Raw genomic sequence first — 20,589 nt, 5'->3', positions numbered from 1 at the left:
CAGGGCAAGATCGCGAACGTTTTTTAAGCAGGGCACGAGGATTTGACCGACCGAACAGGGTGTGATCTTATACTCTCTTTTACGGGAGTTTCGTCATGAACCATCAAGCGGCATTTACCCAATTCTTCTCCGAACTTGAAGACCCTCGTCAGACAACCAAAATCGCGTACCCCTTCTTCGATGTGGTTTTTCTCACCGTCTGTGCTGCTATTGGTGGAGCTCAAGGTTGGGAAGATATCGAGCTTTTCGGCGAGGCACATCTGGAATGGTTTCAGCGTAATGGATTGTTTCATAACGGATTACCTGTTCACGACACCATAGCCAGGATCATCTCCCGTATTCAACCGGAGCAATTCCAGAACGCCTTCGTCCGCTGGATGCAAGCAACATCAGAACGTACCGATGGTGAGCTGATTGCCATTGACGGCAAGACCTTACGCAGCTCTTACGACCGAGACAGTCGTCAGTCTACCATTCATATGGTCAGTGCCTTTGCCGCTGAGAATCGTCTGGTGCTCGGGCAAGTCAAAACAGATGAGAAATCTAACGAAATCACCGCCATTCCTGAATTACTGGCACTCCTCGATATAAAAGGCTGCCTGGTATCCATCGATGCCATGGGCTGCCAGACTGGAATAGCCTCAACCATAGTCAAGGGCGGTGGCGACTACTTGCTGGCGGTAAAAGGTAACCAGCCCACACTGCATAATGCAGTACGCGCAGCTCTGGCCGAGTCGACCAAGAAGCCGCTGAGTGAAGAAACGCTCAGTGTCGAGAAAGAGCACGGTCGCATCGATGGCCGCGAGTACCATGTGTTACCAGCCGGAGCACTATCAGAGCAATTTCCAGAGTGGAAATCGCTGAAGACTGTCGGTGTCGCAATATCCTATCGAATTGAAAATATGGAAAAATTTTCGATGGAGTATCGCTACTACATCAGCTCGGCTGAACTGACACCAGAGCAGTTTGCTTCAGCGGTACGAGGGCACTGGGCAATTGAAAATAGCCTGCACTGGGTTCTGGATGTCGTGATGAATGAGGATGCCTGCCAGATATATCGAGGTGATGCCCCTCAAATATTGGCCTGTGCACGACACATGGCGCAAAACATGCTGCGAGCCGAAACCAGCCGTAAGGCAAGCTTGCGGAAGAAGCAGCAATTTGCGGGCATGAGCAGCCCATATCTGGAAAAGGTATTGGATTCAGGGCTGGCTGAATTGAAGTCAATTTAACAATATGTTCACGCTCTCGCCCTGCCGAGTCAATGAAGTGATGTCTGGCCTGAAATAGTGGGAAGGCAAAACCTGGATCCTCTCGAGTCGCTTGGTCATTCGGTCAGTCATCGTCGGACTCTCTGGTCATGATTAAGCAGGCTTGCACTCACTTTTCTAACGCGTGTCGGGCGGTAGAAAGGGCTTTTGGCATCGGTTTATGCCGGTTAGCGCGGATGCATTAGATGAACTAACTAAAAAACCCTCAAAATGGTGAGATTATTTGATTGGTGCCCGCTCTGGCTATGATGTAAATTTACGCACGAAATTAATGGACTGGCCCGCTGGGCCCGAAACTCTATTGGAAGGCGCCTATGGCAGCAATTGACGTCTCGTTGTATCTGAAGTTTTTTGTCGGTTTGTTCGCAATTATCAATCCGCTTGGTTTGTTGCCGGTGTTTGTCAGCCTGACCAGCCACCATACCCAGGCCGAGCGGATGAAAACCAATACCACCGCCAATATCGCGGTGATGGTGATCCTGTTGGTCTCCATGTATATGGGGCAGCTGATCCTCGATGGGTTTGGTATCTCGCTGGCATCGTTCCGTATTGCCGGTGGGTCGCTGATTACCCTGATTGCCTGGTCGATGCTGCAGGGCAAGCTGGGCGAGGTGAAGCACAACAAACAGGAAAAGGGCGAACTGGCGGTGCGCGAGTCTATCGCCGTGGTACCGCTGGCGCTGCCGCTGATGGCGGGCCCAGGTGCCATCTCCTCGGTGATTGTCTATGCCAGCCAGAGCCACTGGCAGCAACTGCTCGGCATGTCAGTGGTTGTCGTGGTCTTCTCCTTCTGCTCCTGGCTCATCTTCCGCGCCGCGCCGCTGCTGTTCAAGATCATGGGCAACACCGGCATCAACGTGGTGACCCGTATCATGGGTCTTATCATGATGTCGCTGGGTATCGAGATCATGGTGGCCGGTATCAAGGGGGTTTTCCCCAGTTTGATGTGAGCCAGCTCCGCTTTATGAAAGCCGGTCCTCGTGACCGGCTTTTTATTGGTTGCTTTTTGCCCGGTCTTTTCTAGAATCGGTCGTTTGTGTGAAAAATGAGCGCTTTGCTGGTGTTTTAATACTGAAAAAGCGTATGCCAGCTGATTTTTTGACCAGAAAATGACGATTACCCTGACAATATCTGTTGCATTATCGGAATTGGCAGGGAATTATGCTGGGAGCGGGTTTTAACCCCGTCACTTTAAAAAATGCATGGAATGTTCTTGTTGGAGTAGGGAAATGACTCATAAAAAAACAATGATTAACACATTGCTGGTGGCTGCACTGTTTGGTGGCGTCAATGCGGCTCAGGCTGCCGATGTCCCGGCGGGAACCAAGCTGGCTGAAGTCCAGCAACTGGTAAAAGGCAACGGCTCCGAGCCTGCGACCCTTGACCCGCACAAGACCGAAGGAACGGTCGAATCCAATATCCTGCGCGACCTGTTCGAGGGTCTCGTTGCTTCCGGCCCGAAAGGGGAAATTCTCCCGGCTGTGGCTGAATCCTGGGAAACCAAGGATAACAAGCACTACGTCTTCCACCTGCGCAAAGATGCCAAGTGGTCCAACGGTGACCCGGTCACTGCCCACGATTTCGTTTTTGCTTTCCAGCGTGCCGTTGATCCGAAAACCGCCTCTCCTTACTCCTGGTATCTGGAGATCCCGACTATTGCCAATGCCTCCGAGATCATCGCAGGTAAAAAGCCGGCTGATACGCTGGGCGTGAAGGCGACCGACGACTACACCTTCGAAGTGCAGCTCGAGAAAGCGATCCCTTACTTCGTCAGCATGCTCTCCCACACTACCACCTATCCGGTACCGAAGAAGGTGATCGAGAAGTTCGGTGACAAGTGGACCCAGCCGGAAAATATGGTTTCCAACGGTGCCTATACCCTGAAGAACTGGGTGGTGAACGAGCGCGTCGAAGTGGAGCGCAACAAGCACTACTGGAACGATGGCAAGACCGTCATCAACAAGGTGGTCTATCTGCCCATCCAGTCTACCAACGCCGACCTGAGCCGCTATCTGGCGGGCGAAGTGGACATCACCTATCAGATGCCCATCGAGCGCTTCAAGCAGATGAAGAAAGAGAAGCCGGACGAGCTGAAAGTGACCGGTTATGTTGGTACTTACTACTACCAGTACAACGTCAAGAAGAAGCCGTTTGACGATGTGCGTGTCCGTACTGCGCTCTCCTATGCCATCGATCGCAACGTGATCGCCGACAAGGTGATGGGTCAGGGTCAGACGCCGGGTTACACCCTGGTGCCGGACTTCGTCGATGGCTTCAAGCCGGTGGCTCCGGAATGGTCGAAGATGACCCAGGCCGAGCGTGATGCCAAGGCCAAGGCGCTGCTGCAAGAGGCCGGTTTCGATGCCAGCAAGCCGCTGAAGTTCGAGCTGCTCTACAACACCGACGACAACCACAAGAAAGTGGCTGTGGCCGTGGCCTCCATGTGGAAGAAGCTGGGCGTGCAGGTGAGCCTGGTCAACCAGGAGTGGAAAACTTACCTGGAAACCAAGAAACAGGGTCAGTTTGACGTAGGTCGTGCCGGCTGGATCGCCGACTACAACGAAGCCTCCTCCATGCTGGATCTGATGCAGACCACCCACGGCAACAACGACGGCAAGTACTCCAATCCGGAGTTCGACAAGCTGATGGATTCGTCCCGTGATCAGGTTGATGTGGCGGCCCGTAACAAGCTCTACGTCCAGGCTGAAGAGATCCTGGCCAAGGACATGCCGATCGCCCCCATCTACCAGTACGTGACTGCCCGTATGGTCAAACCCTATGTAGGCGGCTATCCGGCCAACCCGCTGGATAACCTCTACAGCAAAGATATGTACATCATTGCTCACTGATTTAAAGCAACAAGTCGCATAACAAGCAGGGCCCGCCGGACGGCGGGCCTTTATTACAACCGCGACCATTTGGAAGCAGTACAGGACAGGAAATGTCTATGTTGAAATTCATTTTTAAACGGCTATTGGAAGCGATCCCGACTCTGCTGGTCTTGATCACCGTCTCTTTCTTCATGATGCGTTTCGCCCCCGGTAACCCCTTTACCAGCGAGCGTTCACTGCCCCCCGAAGTCATCGCCAACATCGAGGCCAAATACGGGCTCGACAAACCCATTGGCATGCAATATCTCACCTACCTGGGCAACCTGGTGCAGGGTGATTTGGGCCCCTCTTTTAAATACAAGGATTTTACCGTCAATGATCTGGTGAGCCAGGCGCTGCCTGTTTCCGCCAAGATCGGGACCACGGCCTTCTTCTTCGCCGTGTTGCTGGGGGTCACCTTCGGCACCATCGCGGCACTGAAACAGAACACCATCATCGACTATCTACTGATGTCGTCGGCCATGGCCGGGGTGGTGATCCCGGGCTTTGTGCTGGCGCCCTTGCTGGTGCTGTTTTTCAGTATTCATCTGGGTTGGTTCCCTGCCGGTGGATGGCAGGGTGGTGGCATCCAGTTTATGGTGCTGCCGGTGTTCGGCATGATGATGTACTACATCTCTGCCATCTCGCGGATCATGCGGGGCAGCATGATCGAGACCATGAACTCCAACTTCATCCGTACCGCCCGTGCCAAGGGGTTGCCGCTGCGCCACATCATCCTGAAACACGCGCTGCGTCCGGCCATGCTGCCGGTGGTCTCCTATCTGGGTCCGGCCTTTGTCGGCATCATCACAGGGTCGGTGGTGATCGAGACCATCTTCGGCCTGCCGGGGATCGGTCAGCTGTTCGTCAACGGTGCCCTTAACCGTGATTACTCCATGGTGCTCGGTCTGACCATTCTGGTCGGCGCCCTCACCATCACCTTTAACGCTGTGGTCGATATTCTCTACGCCTTTATCGATCCCAAGATCCGTTACTAATTCGGGAGTTCATCATGGTTGTTTCAACTGAAAAACGCGATGCCGTCGAGGCGTTCGCGCAAAAGGTCGAGGTGGTGGAGGGGCGCTCCCTGTGGAAGGATGCCCGTCGCCGTTTCCTGCGCAACAAGGCGGCCCTGACCAGCCTGATCATTCTGACCATCATCGGTCTGGCGGTCATCTTTGGCCCCCATTTGTCCCAATACACCTTTGACGATCCGGACTGGGGCGCCATGCAGTCGCCGCCGGATATGGAAGCGGGTCACTACTTCGGAACCGACAGTCTGGGGCGCGATCTGTTCGTGCGCACCCTGCTGGGTGGCCGTATTTCCCTGATGGTCGGCATCATGGGCGCCATGGTAGCGGTCATCATCGGCACCCTGTATGGCGCGGCCTCCGGCTTTATCGGCGGGCGGGTCGACAGCCTGATGATGCGGGTACTGGAGATCCTCAACGCCTTCCCGTTCATGTTCTTTGTCATCATGCTGGTCACCTTCTTTGGCCGCAATCTGGCACTCATCTTTATCGCTATCGGGGCGGTGAGCTGGCTCGACATGGCGCGTATCGTGCGGGGCCAGACTCTCAGCCTCAAGAGCAAGGAGTTTATCGAGGCGGCCCACGTCTGTGGCGTCTCCAAGTGGAAGATCATCACCCGTCACATCGTACCTAACGTTCTCGGTATCGTGGCCGTTTACGCCACCTTGCTGGTGCCGGGCATGATCATGTTTGAATCCTTCCTGAGTTTCCTGGGCCTTGGGGTTCAGGAACCGATGACCAGCTGGGGTGCCCTGCTGGATGAAGGCTCCAAGTCGATGGAAGTGGCCATCTGGCAACTCCTGTTCCCCGCCTGCTTTATGGTGGTGACCCTGTTTTGCTTCAACTTCCTCGGGGATGGTCTGCGTGACGCCCTCGATCCGAAAGATCGTTAATCGAGCATCGGATCGACAGGAAAGCATCACGAAAGATCGATAAGGAGTTTTTATATGAAGTTACTGGATGTGAAAGATCTGCGGGTCGAGTTCAAGACCCCGGACGGCAATGTGGTGGCGGTCAACGACCTCAACTTTTCTCTCTCTGCGGGTGAAACTCTGGGGATCGTCGGCGAGTCCGGCTCCGGCAAATCCCAGACGGCCTTTGCCATCATGGGGCTGTTGGCCAAAAACGGCATTATTACCGGTTCCGCCAAGTTTCAGGGTGAGGAGATCCTCAACCTGCCGGAGTCCAAGCTCAACAAGATCCGTTCCGAGAAGATCGCCATGATCTTCCAGGACCCCATGACCTCGCTCAACCCCTACATGAAGGTGCAGGATCAGCTGATGGAAGTGCTGATGCTGCACAAAGGGGTGAGCAAGGCGGAAGCGTTCGAAGAGTCGGTACGGATGCTCGATGCGGTCAAAATTCCCGAAGCACGCAAGCGGATGGGCATGTATCCCCACGAGTTCTCCGGCGGTATGCGTCAGCGGGTGATGATCGCCATGGCGCTGCTCTGCCGGCCGCAACTGCTGATCGCCGACGAGCCGACCACCGCACTCGACGTGACCGTACAGGCCCAGATCATGACTCTGATGAACGAGCTCAAGCGCGAGTTCAACACCGCCATTATCATGATCACCCATGACCTTGGCGTGGTCGCCGGTATCTGCAACAAGGTGCTGGTGATGTATGCCGGTCGTACCATGGAGTACGGCAAGGTAGACGATATCTTCTATCGCCCGAGCCACCCCTACACCGAAGGCCTGCTGCGCGCCATTCCTCGTCTCGATACCGAAGGGGAAGTGCTGCCCACCATCCCGGGTAATCCGCCCAACCTGCTGCGTCTGCCGACCGGCTGCCCCTTCCAGGAGCGTTGCCACCGGGTCAGCGAGATTTGCGGCCAGCAGTCGCCGATCCTGACCCCGTTCAACGACGGTCGGGAGCGTGCTTGCCACTGGGTTTCGGATGCCATGAACAAGGGGGCCAACTAAATGGGTGCCGACAAAAAATTGCTGTTGGAAGTGTCTGACCTCAAGGTCCACTTCAGTATCAAGAGTGGCAAGGCGTGGCCCTGGGCCAAGCCGTCTGACCTCAAGGCGGTCGATGGCGTGACCTTGCGTCTCTATGAGGGTGAAACCCTCGGCGTGGTGGGGGAGTCTGGTTGCGGCAAATCGACCTTTGCCCGCGCCATCATCGGTCTGGTACCGGCCACCGATGGCAAGGTGGTGTGGCTCGGTGACGACCTTACCAAGCTCGATCAGAATGCCCTGCGCGAGAAGCGCAAAGAGATCCAGATGATCTTCCAGGACCCGCTGGCTTCTCTGAACCCGCGCATGACCATTGGCGACATCATCGCCGAGCCGCTCATCACCTTCTATCCCAACCTGCCGCGGGAAGAGGTGAAGGAGAAGGTGCGCGCCATGATGAGCAAGGTGGGGTTGTTGCCCAACCTGGTCAACCGCTATCCCCACGAGTTCTCCGGTGGCCAGTGCCAGCGGATCGGGATTGCCCGGGCGCTGATCCTCGAGCCCAAGATGATCATCTGCGACGAGCCGGTCTCGGCGCTTGACGTATCCATTCAGGCGCAGGTGGTCAACCTGCTCAAATCCCTGCAAAAGGAGATGGGGCTGTCGCTTATCTTCATCGCCCACGACCTGTCGGTGGTCAAGCATATCTCCGATCGGGTGCTGGTGATGTATCTGGGCAACGCCGTCGAGCTGGGGACCCGCAAGGAGATCTTTGCCAATCCGCTGCACCCCTACACCAAGGCGCTGATGTCTGCGGTGCCAATCCCGGATCCTGAGCTGGAGCGCAACAAGGTGATCCAGATCCTGGAAGGGGACTTGCCATCGCCGATGAATCCGCCGTCCGGTTGCGTGTTCCGCACCCGCTGCCCGGTGGCTGGCCCCGAGTGTGCCAAGACCCGCCCAGTACTGGAGGGGAACTTCGATCACGCGGTCTCCTGCCTCAAGGTCGACCCGCTCTGATGGGGATGTGTTGAACCTGCTTGCGGGGCTCCTTGATGGGGCCCCGATTTATTTTTGACGGCAGTGAAGATGCCTCTTGGCGTTATCTTTTACCGCTGCTACTATCCGCGCAACAAGGGGAGTAACTTCTCGCCGGTTTGTCGTCATTACGGTGCACCCATTTCCTGCAGTGCACCCGGCAGCCGGGCAGTTGATGCAAATCAGCTGTAAGTGAGACCTTGCCGAGAGGCAAGGTGTATCTGCTACAAACGCAAACCCACGCCTCTCGGTCGTGGGTTTTGTCGTTTTTGGGAGAAGTGAAAATGGGTGAATGGTGGATGTGGACCGGTTTCTTCAGCATAGTGCTGGTCCTGTTATGGATAGACATACGCTTTGTCGGTGGCGGCAAGTCACACAAGGTGTCCCTCAAAGAGGCGGGTGTCTGGTCCCTCATCTGGGTCAGCGTGGCGCTGCTCTTCAACCTGGCCATCTGGCTCTGGCTGGATCACAGCGCGGGCCGTGAGATTGCCAACCAGAAGGGACTGGAGTTCCTCACCGGCTACCTCATCGAGAAAGCGCTGGCAGTGGACAACGTATTCGTCTGGCTGATGCTGTTCGGCTACTTTGCCATTCCGGCCGAGCTGCAGCGCCGGGTGCTGCTGTACGGGGTGCTGGGTGCCATCGTGATGCGTGCCGGTATGGTGTTCGCGGGCAGCTGGCTCATCGAGCAGTTCCACTGGATCCTCTACCTGTTCGGCGCTTTCCTGCTGCTGACCGGTGCCAAGATGCTGTGGGCGGCCGACAAGGAGCCTGACTTGGCCAACAATCCGCTGCTAGGCTGGATGCGCCGTCGCTTCAAGGTGACCGAGACCCTGGAAGGGGAGAAGTTCTTCGTCTGGCGTGACGGTGTGCGCTATGCCACCCCGCTGCTGCTCATTCTGGTTCTGGTGGAGGTGAGCGATCTTATCTTTGCGGTGGACAGTATCCCGGCCATCTTCGCGGTGACCACGGATCCCTTCATCGTGCTGACCTCCAACATCTTCGCCATCATGGGTCTTCGCGCCATGTACTTCCTGCTGGCCGGTGTGGCGGATCGCTTCGCCTTGCTCAAGTACGGTCTGGCACTGATCCTGATGTTTATCGGGGTCAAGATGCTGCTGCTGGATATCTTCAAGATCCCGACCGGTATCGCACTGGGCGTAGTCGCGTTGATCCTGCTGGCATCCATGGGGCTGAGTCTGTTTGTGACCCGTAAAAAGGCCGCTTGAGCGCGGCAGACAATGAAGCAATAACAACAAGGGCTCCCGCGGGAGCCCTTTTTCATATCGTGTTATCAGCGTTTGATCTTCTTGGGGTTGGTGTAGCCCCAGATGGTGTACATGTCCGCCAGCAGGGCGCCGTTGTACTCCTCCAGATCCGCCTGTTTCACTTCGGCTTCACCCTGACGGCCAAACAGCACCACCTCGTCGCCGGGTTTCACCCCTTTCAGATCAGTCACATCCACCATGATGGTGTTCATGGAGGTCTTGCCGACCACCGGCACCTTCTGACCCTGGATCAGCACATAGGCCTTGTTGCTCAGGGAGCGGCGATAACCATCGGAGTAGCCCAGCGGCAGGTTGGCGAGCCAGGAGTCACGCTTGAGAGTAAAGGTGCGGTCATAACCGACGGTGTTACCCGCTGCATAGTGGTTGACCGAGGCGACCTGGGTCTTGAATGCCATCACCCGCTTGTATTCGGTGTGGGAGGGGATGGAGTCACCGTAGAGCAGGCCGCCCGGGCGCACCATGTCGAAGTAGGCGTCCGGCACGGCCAGGGTGGCGAAGGAGTTGGCGGCGTGGATGGTGATCTTGCTGCGATCCAGCTTGCCCGCTTCCAGCAGCCACTGGGAGTCCAGTTTGAACTGGGCCAGCCCCATCTTGACGTCCTCTTTCTCCTCCACCGGGAAGTGGGTCATGATGCCGACCGGGGTGATCCCCTTTAGCTTGAGCATGGCCAGCGCATCCTGCTTGGCATCGGCCAGACGCAGGTCGATGCCGTTGCGGCTCATGCCGGCGGAGTTGAGCGCGATATGCACCGGAATGGTGGTATGGTGGCGCTGGGCGATCTCGGCGATACCCTGGGCACTCACCAGACTGCCGATCAGCTCCTCCATCTTGTAGGGCAGGGCCTGCTCTACTTCGTCCGGGGTGGCGGCACGCACCCGCATCAGACGGCCGGTAAATCCCTTCTCGCGGGCGACGCGGGCCTCTTCGTTGCTGGCGATGCCGATGCAGGGGATATTGGCCTTGACCACGGAGGGGACCAGCAGGTCGATGCCATGACCGTAAGCGTCGGCCTTCATGATGGCGCAGATCTGCGGGCCCTTGTCGCCGAGGCGATCCTTGAGGGTCTGGATATTGTGTTCAAAGGCGCCCAGATCCACTTCCAACCAGGCGTTGCTGGCGGTTTGCTCCTGGCCGTTGCGATGATCCGTCGCAAGGGGCAGATAGGGAGCCGCAACGGCTTGGCCCGCGAGCAGGCCGAAGATCAGGGTAGCCAGCAGAGTTTTCTTGTGCATGGTGATTCCTTTTTGTTGTTCGCGTTGGATAGTTTGGACGGGGTCGGCCACATTGGTGGTGGTTTAACCACAACTTGTTGTTATTATTATGATCTTTGTCACTCTCAACAGGCGCTGACTGGTTGGGAGTCTACCGCAACACGGGTTCGGCCGACACTCGTCAGGGGAAGAAAATGGTCAATCTTGAGTTACGTTTGCCACCACCGCTGATCTTCCTGCTCTGTGCCGGGGGCATGTGGTGGCTAAGAGGGGAGAGCCAGCCCGGCATCTGGGCAATGACGCTGATGGCTGTGCTGGTCGTGGCGGGGGCCATCATGGGCTTTGGTGCCCTGCAACGATTTCGTCACCACCAGACCACGGTCAGCCCCACCAAACCTCAGCACACCAGTCGTCTGGTGACCTGTGGCGTCTATCGTGTCAGTCGCAATCCCATGTATCTGGGCTTGCTCTGCTGGCTGGCCGCCTGGGGCTGTTATCTCGGTGGAAGTTGGGTCTGGGTTGGGCCAATCGTGCTGGTTGCTTGGCTGACTCGCTTTCAGATCATGCCGGAGGAGCGGCTGTTGCATGCTCGTTTCGGCGACGAGTATGTGGCGTATTGCCAGCGCGTTCGCCGTTGGTGCTGACTGGCAGTGACCTGAGTGAGCTGAGCGGATAATTCGGGTCAGCCGTGCTGGATAAAGAGAACCCCGGGCGGGCCCGGGGTTCTCGAGGGGACAGGTTAGAAAAAATCGCCCTTCTCGTCCTTGGTGGGTTCGAGGCTCCAGCCGGTGGCATCGCTGCTGCTGGCAATCTGCCCCTTCTCCTTCCACAACTTGATCTTGAGGCGCAGGTTGTTGGCCGAGTCGGCGTTTTTCACCGCCTCTTCTTCCTCAATTACCCCTTCCACCACCAGATCAAACAGGGCACTGTCGAAGGTAACCATGCCGAGGGCCTTGGATTTCTCCATCACCTCTTTGAGACCACCAAATTCGCCGCGCTTGATCATGTCGCGGATGGTGTGGGTGCCAAGCATGATCTCCACTGCGGCCCGGCGACCGCCATCGGTGGTTTTCACCAGCCGCTGGGAGACAAAAGCCTTGAGGTTGTTGCCCAGATCGTTGAGCAGCTGGGGGCGGCGCTCCTCGGGGAAGAAGTTGATGATGCGATCCAGCGCCTGGTTGGCGTTGTTGGCGTGCAGGGTGGAGATGGCAAGGTGGCCGGTTTCGGAGAAGGCCAGCGCATGTTCCATGGTCTCGCGATCGCGGATCTCGCCGATAAGAATGACGTCCGGCGCCTGACGCAGGGTGTTTTTCAGGGCTGCGTGGAAGCTGCGGGTATCCACGCCAACCTCCCGCTGGTTGATGATGCTCTTGCGGTGGCGATGAACGAACTCCACCGGATCCTCGATGGTGATGATGTGGCCACCGCTGTTGCGGTTGCGGTGGTCGATAAGCGCCGCCAGCGAAGTGGATTTGCCCGAGCCGGTACCGCCGACAAACAGCACCAGACCGCGTTTCTCCATGATGGTGTCGAGCAACACAGGCGGGAGTTTGAGATCTTCAAAGCGGGGGATTTCGGTCTTGATGTTGCGGGCCACCAGAGAGACTTCGTTGCGCTGCTTGAAGATGTTGACCCGAAAGCGGCCGATCTGGGGCAGGGAGATGGCGAGGTTCATCTCCAGATCCTTCTCGAACTGCTGCTTCTGCTCGCCATCCATGATCTCGGCGGCGATCCGCGCCACTTCACCCGGTTCCAGCGGCGTTTCGTTGAGGGGGCGCAGGCCGCCGTTAAATTTGGCGCAGGGGGGCGCGCCGGTCGACAGATAGAGGTCTGAGCCATCCTGCTTGGCCAGGATCTGTAACATGTCTCGCAATTCCATTTTTTTGCCTCGTCGATCAATGAGATGCCATGAGCGGGATGATATTGAGTGTACAGCCTCAGGCGCCGGTCAGTTTCTCGCGAAAGACAAAAAAGACCGCACCGAGAATGCAGAGCCCTGCCCAGAGATAGTCCCATTTCAGATCTTCCTTGAGATAGAAGATAGAGAAGGGGACGAATACGGTGAGTGTGATCACTTCTTGCAGGATTTTAAGTTGGCCCACGCTCATCACGGTGTGGCCAATGCGGTTGGCGGGCACTTGCAGCAGGTATTCGAACAGGGCGATACCCCAGCTCACCAGGGCGGCAATGATCCAGGGTTTGTGGTTCATGCTCTTGAGGTGAGCGTACCAGGCGAAGGTCATAAAGACGTTGCTGCAGAGCAGCAGACCGATACTGGTGAAAATCGGGTTCATAGGGTTCTCCTTGAAAATCCGGCGCATTTTATCCCTGAACCACGGGTTTTCATACGTGGTGCGGGAGGGTATTTTTAACCAACAGGATAAGCCGTGCGAGGTATGCGACGGGATGGGCAAGTTATGCGGGATAGTGTTGTTACTGTTATTTGCCATGCCGGTGCGTGCTGCCCCGACGCTGACGGTGGCCACCGATCTGTGGCCGCCGTTTCGCATCCTGCAGCCGGATGGCCGGTTGCAGGGGCTCGACATGGACATCCTGCGCCGGTTGCAACAGGCGAGCGGCATTGAGTTGCAGGTACGGCGGATGCCGTGGGGCAGGGCGCTCAAGCAGATGCAGACCGGTCAGGTCGATCTGATGATTGGGCTCGCCTATACCGCCGAGCGGGCGCAGTTCATCGACTATCTGCAGCCTGCCTACTATCAGTGCTGGCCCGCGTTTTATGGTCAGCCGGTCAATGTGGCCCGGATCCACCAATACCGCGATCTGCAGGGGGTGAAGGTGGGCTATGTGCTCAACTCCGCCTACTTTGAGCCCTTCAACAGTGACAGCCGCCTCGACAAGCACGGAGTACCCACCGAAGATCAGCTGCTGCGCATGGTGCAGCGCGGTCACCTGCCGCTGATGATTGGCACCGACTGTCAGGTGGACTATGCCCTGAGTCAGGGAAATGCCAGCCGGATAGGCAAGGCGGACTACCGCCCCGCCACGCCGGTGACCCTCTATCTGGGGATGAGCAAGCACTCACCTCACCAGTCACTGCGCCAGCCCTTGCTGGTGGCGCTGCAAAATCTGGTGGCCAGCGGCGAGATAAGCGTGATGGCCAAGCGTTACCAGCCTTGACCTTGGGTGGCAAGCCACTGTTATCATGCCCTTTTCCTGCTTTCCCCCGGCGCTGTGACAGGGCCGGGGGGAAGCCTTGTTATTCGGGGATTATCCTTGTACCTCTCCCTTATCGCCCGCCAGCAGCGCTGGCAGCGGCGCTGGCTCTGTGGCCTGACGCTGCTGACCTTGCTGCTGTTTCTCTTCTCCCTCGTCTGGGGCGAGTATGTGCTGCTGCCCTGGCAGCCCCTTGGCGATCTCGAACAGCGCATCCTGCTGGAGCTGCGTCTGCCCCGCGCCTTGCTGGCCCTCTTGGCTGGCGCCGCGCTTGCTTGTGGCGGCGCCGTGTTGCAGGTGATGTTGCACAATCCGGTGGCGGAGCCCGGGTTGCTTGGCGTTTCAAGCGGGGCAGGCCTTACCGCCATGGTGGCGATGGCGGTGGCCAAGTCCCTTGGCTTCTATCTGCCAGGCTGGGGGCTGTCGCTGGCGGCCTTCGGTGGCGCCTTGCTGGTGACCATGTTGCTCATTCGGCTGGCTCGCCGGGCGCGTCTCGGTCATGCCCGCTTGCTGTTGTTTGGGGTGGCCATCGGTATTCTTACCAATGCCGCCATGACCTGGTTGATGTACTTTGCCGACGACGGCTCCTTGCGTGAATTCATGTTCTGGATGATGGGCAGCCTCTCTTACGGCAGCCAGCAGTTCGGCTGGTGGTGGCTGGTGCTGCCGCTCACCCTGTGCTGGCTCTGCTGGCAGGGCAAGGCGCTGCAACAGTTGTTGTTGGGGGAGACCCAGGCCCGCCTGATGGGGATGGATGTCGACAAGATGCGGGTGCGGCTGGTGCTGGCGGTCTGTCTGCTGACCGGTGTGGCGGTGTCGTTGTGTGGTGTCATCGGTTTTGTCGGGTTGGTGGTGCCCCATCTGCTGCGGCTCTGCGGTGGCAGCGATCAGCGCTTCCTGCTGCCTGCCTCGGCGCTTGGCGGCGGGGCCCTGCTGCTGGCGGCCGATCTGGTTGCTCGATCCACCCTGAGCGCGGGGGAGTTGCCTATCGGCGTCATCACCGCCTCGGTGGGGGCGCCGCTCTTTATCTACCTGCTATTGAGGCAAACTGCCGATGGTGCTGCATGAATATCTGCATGATTTGGTCGGGGCGCGCAGTCTCCTTATTTACCCGTTGTTGAGGCAAGATGCCGATGTCACCCGCTGATCCCATGCCGGTTTCTTCTCGTGCTGCTGCGCCGCTGCTGGAGGCGCGCGCACTCGCCATTGCCGGACGGCTCTCTCCCCTAGATATCCGCTGGCATGGCGGCCAGTTGGTGGCGCTGCTTGGCCCCAATGGCAGTGGCAAGTCGACCCTGCTCGGGGCGCTGGCGGGGATTTTACCCGCCGATGGCACAGTGCTGCTGGGGGGGGAAGTGCTTGCTGACCTGAGTTGGCCCGAGCTTGCCAAGCAGCGTGCCATGCTACCCCAGCGTCAGCCCCAGCTGTTTCATATTCCGGTGTTTCAGGTGTTGAGCCTGGGGTTCGATGAGGCGGTTGCGCCCGCCAGACAGAATGAGGCGATAAACGCACTGTGCGAGGCATTGGAGCTGGAAGCTTTGCTGGCTCGTGACTTCAGCCGGTTGTCGGGGGGCGAGCAGCAGCGGGTGCTGATTGCCCGCACCCTGCTGCAGGTGTGGCCGAGCCTCAATCCGACCGGCAAGGTGCTGCTGCTGGACGAGCCGCTGGCGGGGCTCGATCTGCATCACCAGCTGGCGCTATTGCGCTTGCTGAAAACCCTGGCCGCTCAGGGTTTGCTGGTGGTGCTCGCCATCCACGATATCAATCTGGCCATCGACTGGGCCGACCGCATTCTCTGCCTGCAACAGGGCTCGGTGGTGCGCGAAGGGGGTGTCGAGCTGGTGGATGAGGCGCTGCTGGCGCAGGTATTCCATATCCGCACCGACCGCATCGAAGCGGCAGGGCGCGTGTGGTTTATGCCCAGTTTGTGAGAAACAAGAAAGGCCCTTGGCGTCAGCCGAGGGCCTTTTTGAAGAATACGACTCGCTCCGTTTCGGCAAAGCCGAGTTGTTGGTGCATCTGCTGCGAGTCAAGATTGTCGATGGCGGCATCGGAGGCCAGTTCCCGGCAACCCAGCTCGCGGCCCCACTGCGCCACCTGAGCGATCAAGGCTTGGGCCACCCCACGCTGGCGCGAGGCCGGTTGCACATAGACCCCTTCCAGATACATCACAGGGCTGCTGTTGCAGCCATTCACGTAATCGTGGCGCAGGGCTGCATCGGCAAAGCCTACCGCCTGACTCTGTTCATCCAGCGCCAGAAAGGCGTTGAGATGTGCATTGGCCAACATCTCAACCCCTTCCTGCAGGTGGGCCGAAAGTGCGTGGTGCGGCCACAGCTGCTGGCGCAGGGTTGCCCACTGCGCCAGCAGCGTCTCGTCGAGGGGGACTATCTGCCAGCCGATATTCGTCATCGGGGCTCAGGCTTGCCGCTTGGCAAGGCGTACCAGTGCAGCCTCTGCCAGCATCGCCAGCAGGGTTTCGGTGTCGCTCCATGACAGGCAGGCATCAGTGATGCTCTGGCCAAAGGTGGCGGCGCAGCCGTTCTCCACATCCTGACGCCCTTCCACCAGGAAGCTTTCGGCCATGATGCCGGCGATGCCGGTGCGGCCACGTCGCAGCTGATCGCAGATATCTTGCGCGACCAGCAGCTGACGGCGGTGATCCTTCATGCTGTTGCCGTGGCTGAAATCGACCACCAGACGCTCCGGCAGGCCCACATCGGCCAGCGCTTCACAGGCTTCATCGACACTGGCGGTGTCGTAGTTGGGGCGGTGGCCGCCACGCAGGATCACATGACCAAAGGGGTTGCCGGCGGTGCGGTAGATGGTCATCTTGCCGTCTTTGTCCGGCGAATAGAAGATGTGGCTGTGACGGGCGGCACGCACCGCATCGATGGCGATGCGGGTATTGCCGTCGGTGCCGTTCTTGAAGCCAACCGGGCAGGAGAGGGCCGAAGCCATCTCGCGGTGTACCTGGGATTCGGTGGTACGAGCGCCGATGGCGCCCCAGGTAATGAGGTCGGCAATATACTGGCCGGTCACCATATCGAGGAATTCGGTGGCGGTTGGCATGCCGATCTCGTTGATGTCGACCAGCAGTTTGCGCGCCAGTTTCAGCCCTTCGTTGACGTCGAAACTACCATCGAGGCGCGGGTCATTGATCAGCCCTTTCCAGCCGACGATGGTGCGCGGCTTCTCGAAATAGGTGCGCATCACGATGCAGAGGCTCTCTTTATACTGCTCGCGCAGGGCGTTGAGGCGCTGGGCATACTCGCGAGCAGCAGCGGGATCATGGATAGAGCAGGGGCCGACAATGACCAGCAAGCGCTGATCGTCTCCGGCCAGAATGGCTTCCACTTCGCGACGGGCATCCAGCAGATTCTGGGCAATGGTATAGGTGATCGGAAACGCGTGTGCAAGCTCGCTCGGAGTGATCAGTGACTCCAGGCGACGGGTGCGCAATTCATCTGTGTGAATGGACATACAACTCAAGTCTCGAGTGGGTGGTGTCAGCCGCAAGGGGCGAAAAAGCAAAGAGATAAAATAAAGCAAAAGTCCCCTGATTGAAACCTTGGGGGGCTCTGATAGGATGTGAGGCCAAAATCGATTCCAAATGAGGTAGATAGCGTGGCAAAGCCAGGGGCAACCGGGGTCACCCGCATCATCAACGCAACCGGTTACAGCATGAAGGGGCTCAAGTCAGCCTGGATTAACGAGGCGGCTTTTCGGCAGGAGCTGATGCTGATCCTGTTGCTGATGCCGCTGGCCTTCTGGATTGGCGACTCCCTCAACCAGATCCTGCTGCTCATCATCATCAGCTGGCTGGTGGTGATCGTCGAGATCCTCAACTCCGCCATTGAAGCTGTGGTAGACAGGGTTGGCTCCGAGCATCATGAGCTCTCCGGCCGCGCGAAGGATTTGGGCTCCGCCGCCGTCTTTATCGCGCTGGCCCTGAACGCCCTGGTATGGGGGGCGCTGGTGGGCCGCAACCTGTTGGGGTGGTGGTAAGCCATCACGCTGCTTTGAGGTTCTGCTTCATACAAAAGCCCGTCATCACGACGGGCTTTTTGCTGCGCAGATAAGGGGCTATCAGTGGAGGATGCGGGCGCGGATGGTGCCGTTGATCTCCTTGAGCTTGGCGAGCGCCTTCTCGCTGTGCTCGGTCTCCACGTCGATCACCACGTAACCGATATGGCTGCTGGTCTGCAGGTATTGACCGGCGATGTTGATCCCCTCTTCGGCGAAGATCTGGTTGATCTGGTTCATCACGCCCGGCTGGTTGCGGTGAATGTGCAGCAGGCGGCTGGAGCCCTTGTGGCCCGGCAGCGACACTTCCGGGAAGTTGACGGCGGAGAGGGTGGAGCCGTTGTCGGAGTATTTGACCAGCTTGTTGGCCACTTCCAGCCCGATGTTCTCCTGCGCCTCATGGGTGGTGCCACCGATGTGCGGGGTCAGGATCACGTTCTCCAGCCCACGCAGCGGGCTTTGGAACTCTTCGTCATTGGACTTGGGCTCGACCGGGAAGACGTCGATGGCGGCGCCGGCGATATGGCCGCTCTTGATGACGTCAGCCAAGGCGTCGATATCCACCACGGTACCGCGGGCGGCGTTGATGAAGATGGCGCCCGGTTTCATCATCCGCAGCTGCTCGGCACCGATCATGTTCTTGGTTGAGGCGGTCTCCGGTACGTGCAGGCTGATGACGTCAGACATATTGAGCAGCTCGACCATGCTTGGCACCTGGATGGCGTTGCCCAGCGAGAGCTTGTTCTCGATATCGTAGTAATAAACCTTCATGCCGATGCTCTCGGCGATGATGCCAAGCTGGGTACCGATGTGGCCGTAGCCGATGATGCCGAGCTTCTTGCCGCGCGCTTCCACCGAGCGGTTGGCCAGTTTTTCCCACACGCCGCGATGGCACTTGGCGTTCTTCTCGGGGATGCCGCGCAGTAGCAGCAGGATCTCGCCCAGTACCAACTCGGCGACCGAACGGGTGTTGGAGAAGGGGGCGTTGAAGACCGGAATACCGCGGATCTGGGCCGCTTCCAGCTCGACCTGGTTGGTACCGATGCAGAAGCAGCCGATGGCGACCAGCTTGTTGGCGGCGTCGAGGACTTTCTCGGTGATCTGGGTGCGGGAGCGCAGCCCGATGAAATGGACGTCGCGGATCTGCTCGATCAGCTCCTCTTCGGAAAGCGAGGTCTTGAGATACTCCACACTGGTGTAACCTGCGGCACGAAAGGTCTCTACGGTGTTGGGGTGAACTCCCTCCAGCAGCAGAACCTTGATTTTATCCTTGTCCAACGAAAACTTGGCAGTCATGACGATCCCTCTGTATGTGCAAACGTAAGTGCAGATTTGGTGTGCGAAGAAAACCGTAAAGTAGCAAAAACGTTTGGGAGAGGGAATATTTGTGACGAAAGTCAAATTCTTTGAAGTTATCAACGAATGTTGTAAACATCCGTATGCAACTTGTTGAGGGATAAATAAAAACGGCGCCATCAGGCGCCGTCATTTATTCACAGTGCAATGTTTGGGTCATATCCAGGGCAAGATCGCGAACGTTTTTTAAGCAGGGCACGAGGATTTGACCGACCGAACAGGGTGTGATCTTATACTCTCTTTTACGGGAGTTTCGTCATGAACCATCAAGCGGCATTTACCCAATTCTTCTCCGAACTTGAAGACCCTCGTCAGACAACCAAAATCGCGTACCCCTTCTTCGATGTGGTTTTTCTCACCGTCTGTGCTGCTATTGGTGGAGCTCAAGGTTGGGAAGATATCGAGCTTTTCGGCGAGGCACATCTGGAATGGTTTCAGCGTAATGGATTGTTTCATAACGGATTACCTGTTCACGACACCATAGCCAGGATCATCTCCCGTATTCAACCGGAGCAATTCCAGAACGCCTTCGTCCGCTGGATGCAAGCAACATCAGAACGTACCGATGGTGAGCTGATTGCCATTGACGGCAAGACCTTACGCAGCTCTTACGACCGAGACAGTCGTCAGTCTACCATTCATATGGTCAGTGCCTTTGCCGCTGAGAATCGTCTGGTGCTCGGGCAAGTCAAAACAGATGAGAAATCTAACGAAATCACCGCCATTCCTGAATTACTGGCACTCCTCGATATAAAAGGCTGCCTGGTATCCATCGATGCCATGGGCTGCCAGACTGGAATAGCCTCAACCATAGTCAAGGGCGGTGGCGACTACTTGCTGGCGGTAAAAGGTAACCAGCCCACACTGCATAATGCAGTACGCGCAGCTCTGGCCGAGTCGACCAAGAAGCCGCTGAGTGAAGAAACGCTCAGTGTCGAGAAAGAGCACGGTCGCATCGATGGCCGCGAGTACCATGTGTTACCAGCCGGAGCACTATCAGAGCAATTTCCAGAGTGGAAATCGCTGAAGACTGTCGGTGTCGCAATATCCTATCGAATTGAAAATATGGAAAAATTTTCGATGGAGTATCGCTACTACATCAGCTCGGCTGAACTGACACCAGAGCAGTTTGCTTCAGCGGTACGAGGGCACTGGGCAATTGAAAATAGCCTGCACTGGGTTCTGGATGTCGTGATGAATGAGGATGCCTGCCAGATATATCGAGGTGATGCCCCTCAAATATTGGCCTGTGCACGACACATGGCGCAAAACATGCTGCGAGCCGAAACCAGCCGTAAGGCAAGCTTGCGGAAGAAGCAGCAATTTGCGGGCATGAGCAGCCCATATCTGGAAAAGGTATTGGATTCAGGGCTGGCTGAATTGAAGTCAATTTAACAATATGTTCACGCTCTCGCCCTG

20 protein-coding genes are annotated in these 20,589 nt (G+C 57.6%); 14 read left to right on the top strand and 6 right to left on the bottom strand.

What is annotated here, in order from left to right:
• Positions 1-95: 95 nt before the first annotated feature.
• The 8 genes from AB5Y90_RS12540 (at position 96) to AB5Y90_RS12505 (ending at position 9,343) form a co-directional block, all read left to right on the top strand.
• Positions 96-1,232, top strand: coding sequence for an ISAs1 family transposase (locus AB5Y90_RS12540; protein ID WP_024943479.1), 1,137 nt, complete (start codon positions 96-98; stop codon positions 1,230-1,232).
• Positions 1,233-1,585: 353 nt separating this feature from the next.
• Entirely contained in the window at positions 1,586-2,221 is a 636-nt protein-coding gene (locus tag AB5Y90_RS12535; protein WP_005337678.1) for a YchE family NAAT transporter, read from the top strand.
• 279 nt (positions 2,222-2,500) lie between these two features.
• Positions 2,501-4,120 (top strand): ABC transporter substrate-binding protein, encoded by a 1,620-nt coding sequence (locus tag AB5Y90_RS12530; protein ID WP_307896509.1) that lies wholly within the window; start codon positions 2,501-2,503, stop codon positions 4,118-4,120.
• A 98-nt stretch (positions 4,121-4,218) separates the two neighbouring features.
• On the top strand, positions 4,219-5,139 hold the full coding sequence (gene oppB, locus AB5Y90_RS12525; RefSeq protein WP_005337672.1) for an oligopeptide ABC transporter permease OppB: 921 nt from the start codon (positions 4,219-4,221) through the stop codon (positions 5,137-5,139).
• Positions 5,140-5,153: 14 nt separating this feature from the next.
• Entirely contained in the window at positions 5,154-6,065 is a 912-nt protein-coding gene (gene oppC / locus AB5Y90_RS12520) for an oligopeptide ABC transporter permease OppC (RefSeq protein ID WP_005337670.1), read from the top strand.
• A gap of 54 nt (positions 6,066-6,119) precedes the next feature.
• Complete coding sequence (locus AB5Y90_RS12515; RefSeq protein ID WP_005337668.1) at positions 6,120-7,100, top strand: ABC transporter ATP-binding protein; 981 nt, start codon at positions 6,120-6,122, stop codon at positions 7,098-7,100.
• Positions 7,101-8,096: a murein tripeptide/oligopeptide ABC transporter ATP binding protein OppF gene (gene oppF, locus AB5Y90_RS12510; protein ID WP_005337666.1), complete on the top strand. Its 996-nt coding sequence runs from the start codon at positions 7,101-7,103 to the stop codon at positions 8,094-8,096.
• A gap of 302 nt (positions 8,097-8,398) precedes the next feature.
• Positions 8,399-9,343 (top strand): TerC family protein, encoded by a 945-nt coding sequence (locus AB5Y90_RS12505; RefSeq protein WP_005337664.1) that lies wholly within the window; start codon positions 8,399-8,401, stop codon positions 9,341-9,343.
• A 65-nt stretch (positions 9,344-9,408) separates the two neighbouring features.
• On the opposite strand, the gene alr is transcribed toward AB5Y90_RS12505, so the two are convergent.
• The gene (alr, locus tag AB5Y90_RS12500; protein WP_368166924.1) at positions 9,409-10,635 is read right to left on the bottom strand and encodes an alanine racemase; all 1,227 of its coding nucleotides are present in this window, start codon (positions 10,633-10,635) and stop codon (positions 9,409-9,411) included.
• Between the two features lie 173 nt (positions 10,636-10,808).
• Between alr and AB5Y90_RS12495 the strand changes: the two genes are divergently transcribed.
• Complete coding sequence (locus AB5Y90_RS12495) at positions 10,809-11,258, top strand: isoprenylcysteine carboxylmethyltransferase family protein (RefSeq protein WP_307896511.1); 450 nt, start codon at positions 10,809-10,811, stop codon at positions 11,256-11,258.
• A 95-nt stretch (positions 11,259-11,353) separates the two neighbouring features.
• On the opposite strand, the gene tapW is transcribed toward AB5Y90_RS12495, so the two are convergent.
• Positions 11,354-12,493 (bottom strand): type IVa pilus ATPase TapW, encoded by a 1,140-nt coding sequence (gene tapW / locus AB5Y90_RS12490; RefSeq protein ID WP_005353124.1) that lies wholly within the window; start codon positions 12,491-12,493, stop codon positions 11,354-11,356.
• A 58-nt stretch (positions 12,494-12,551) separates the two neighbouring features.
• Complete coding sequence (locus tag AB5Y90_RS12485; RefSeq protein ID WP_005337656.1) at positions 12,552-12,908, bottom strand: DMT family protein; 357 nt, start codon at positions 12,906-12,908, stop codon at positions 12,552-12,554.
• A gap of 112 nt (positions 12,909-13,020) precedes the next feature.
• On the opposite strand from AB5Y90_RS12485, the gene AB5Y90_RS12480 reads away from it, so the two are divergent.
• The 3 genes from AB5Y90_RS12480 (at position 13,021) to AB5Y90_RS12470 (ending at position 15,719) form a co-directional block, all read left to right on the top strand.
• Positions 13,021-13,752, top strand: coding sequence for an ABC transporter substrate-binding protein (locus tag AB5Y90_RS12480; RefSeq protein ID WP_307896512.1), 732 nt, complete (start codon positions 13,021-13,023; stop codon positions 13,750-13,752).
• Between the two features lie 96 nt (positions 13,753-13,848).
• Positions 13,849-14,856: a vitamin B12 ABC transporter permease BtuC gene (btuC, locus tag AB5Y90_RS12475; protein WP_307896513.1), complete on the top strand. Its 1,008-nt coding sequence runs from the start codon at positions 13,849-13,851 to the stop codon at positions 14,854-14,856.
• A 65-nt stretch (positions 14,857-14,921) separates the two neighbouring features.
• Positions 14,922-15,719, top strand: coding sequence for an ATP-binding cassette domain-containing protein (locus AB5Y90_RS12470; protein ID WP_307896833.1), 798 nt, complete (start codon positions 14,922-14,924; stop codon positions 15,717-15,719).
• A gap of 22 nt (positions 15,720-15,741) precedes the next feature.
• Here AB5Y90_RS12470 and aac(6') read toward each other — a convergent pair whose 3' ends face one another.
• Together aac(6') and AB5Y90_RS12460 are read right to left on the bottom strand one after the other, a co-directional pair.
• Positions 15,742-16,200 (bottom strand): aminoglycoside 6'-N-acetyltransferase, encoded by a 459-nt coding sequence (aac(6'), locus tag AB5Y90_RS12465; protein ID WP_139464053.1) that lies wholly within the window; start codon positions 16,198-16,200, stop codon positions 15,742-15,744.
• Between the two features lie 6 nt (positions 16,201-16,206).
• Positions 16,207-17,271 (bottom strand): 3-deoxy-7-phosphoheptulonate synthase, encoded by a 1,065-nt coding sequence (locus AB5Y90_RS12460; protein WP_307896514.1) that lies wholly within the window; start codon positions 17,269-17,271, stop codon positions 16,207-16,209.
• Positions 17,272-17,415: 144 nt separating this feature from the next.
• On the opposite strand from AB5Y90_RS12460, the gene AB5Y90_RS12455 reads away from it, so the two are divergent.
• Positions 17,416-17,796: a diacylglycerol kinase gene (locus AB5Y90_RS12455; protein ID WP_088869318.1), complete on the top strand. Its 381-nt coding sequence runs from the start codon at positions 17,416-17,418 to the stop codon at positions 17,794-17,796.
• An 81-nt stretch (positions 17,797-17,877) separates the two neighbouring features.
• Here the strand turns inward: AB5Y90_RS12455 and serA are convergent, their stop codons facing one another.
• Positions 17,878-19,110, bottom strand: coding sequence for a phosphoglycerate dehydrogenase (gene serA, locus AB5Y90_RS12450; RefSeq protein WP_005337639.1), 1,233 nt, complete (start codon positions 19,108-19,110; stop codon positions 17,878-17,880).
• Between the two features lie 318 nt (positions 19,111-19,428).
• On the opposite strand from serA, the gene AB5Y90_RS12445 reads away from it, so the two are divergent.
• Positions 19,429-20,565: an ISAs1 family transposase gene (locus AB5Y90_RS12445; RefSeq protein ID WP_024943479.1), complete on the top strand. Its 1,137-nt coding sequence runs from the start codon at positions 19,429-19,431 to the stop codon at positions 20,563-20,565.
• Positions 20,566-20,589 lie beyond the last annotated feature (24 nt).

Source organism: Aeromonas sp. R4-1 (genome assembly GCF_040908325.1).
Taxonomy (GTDB): Bacteria; Pseudomonadota; Gammaproteobacteria; order Enterobacterales; family Aeromonadaceae; genus Aeromonas; species Aeromonas veronii.
This window is presented reverse-complemented; position numbering and strand designations above follow the sequence as displayed.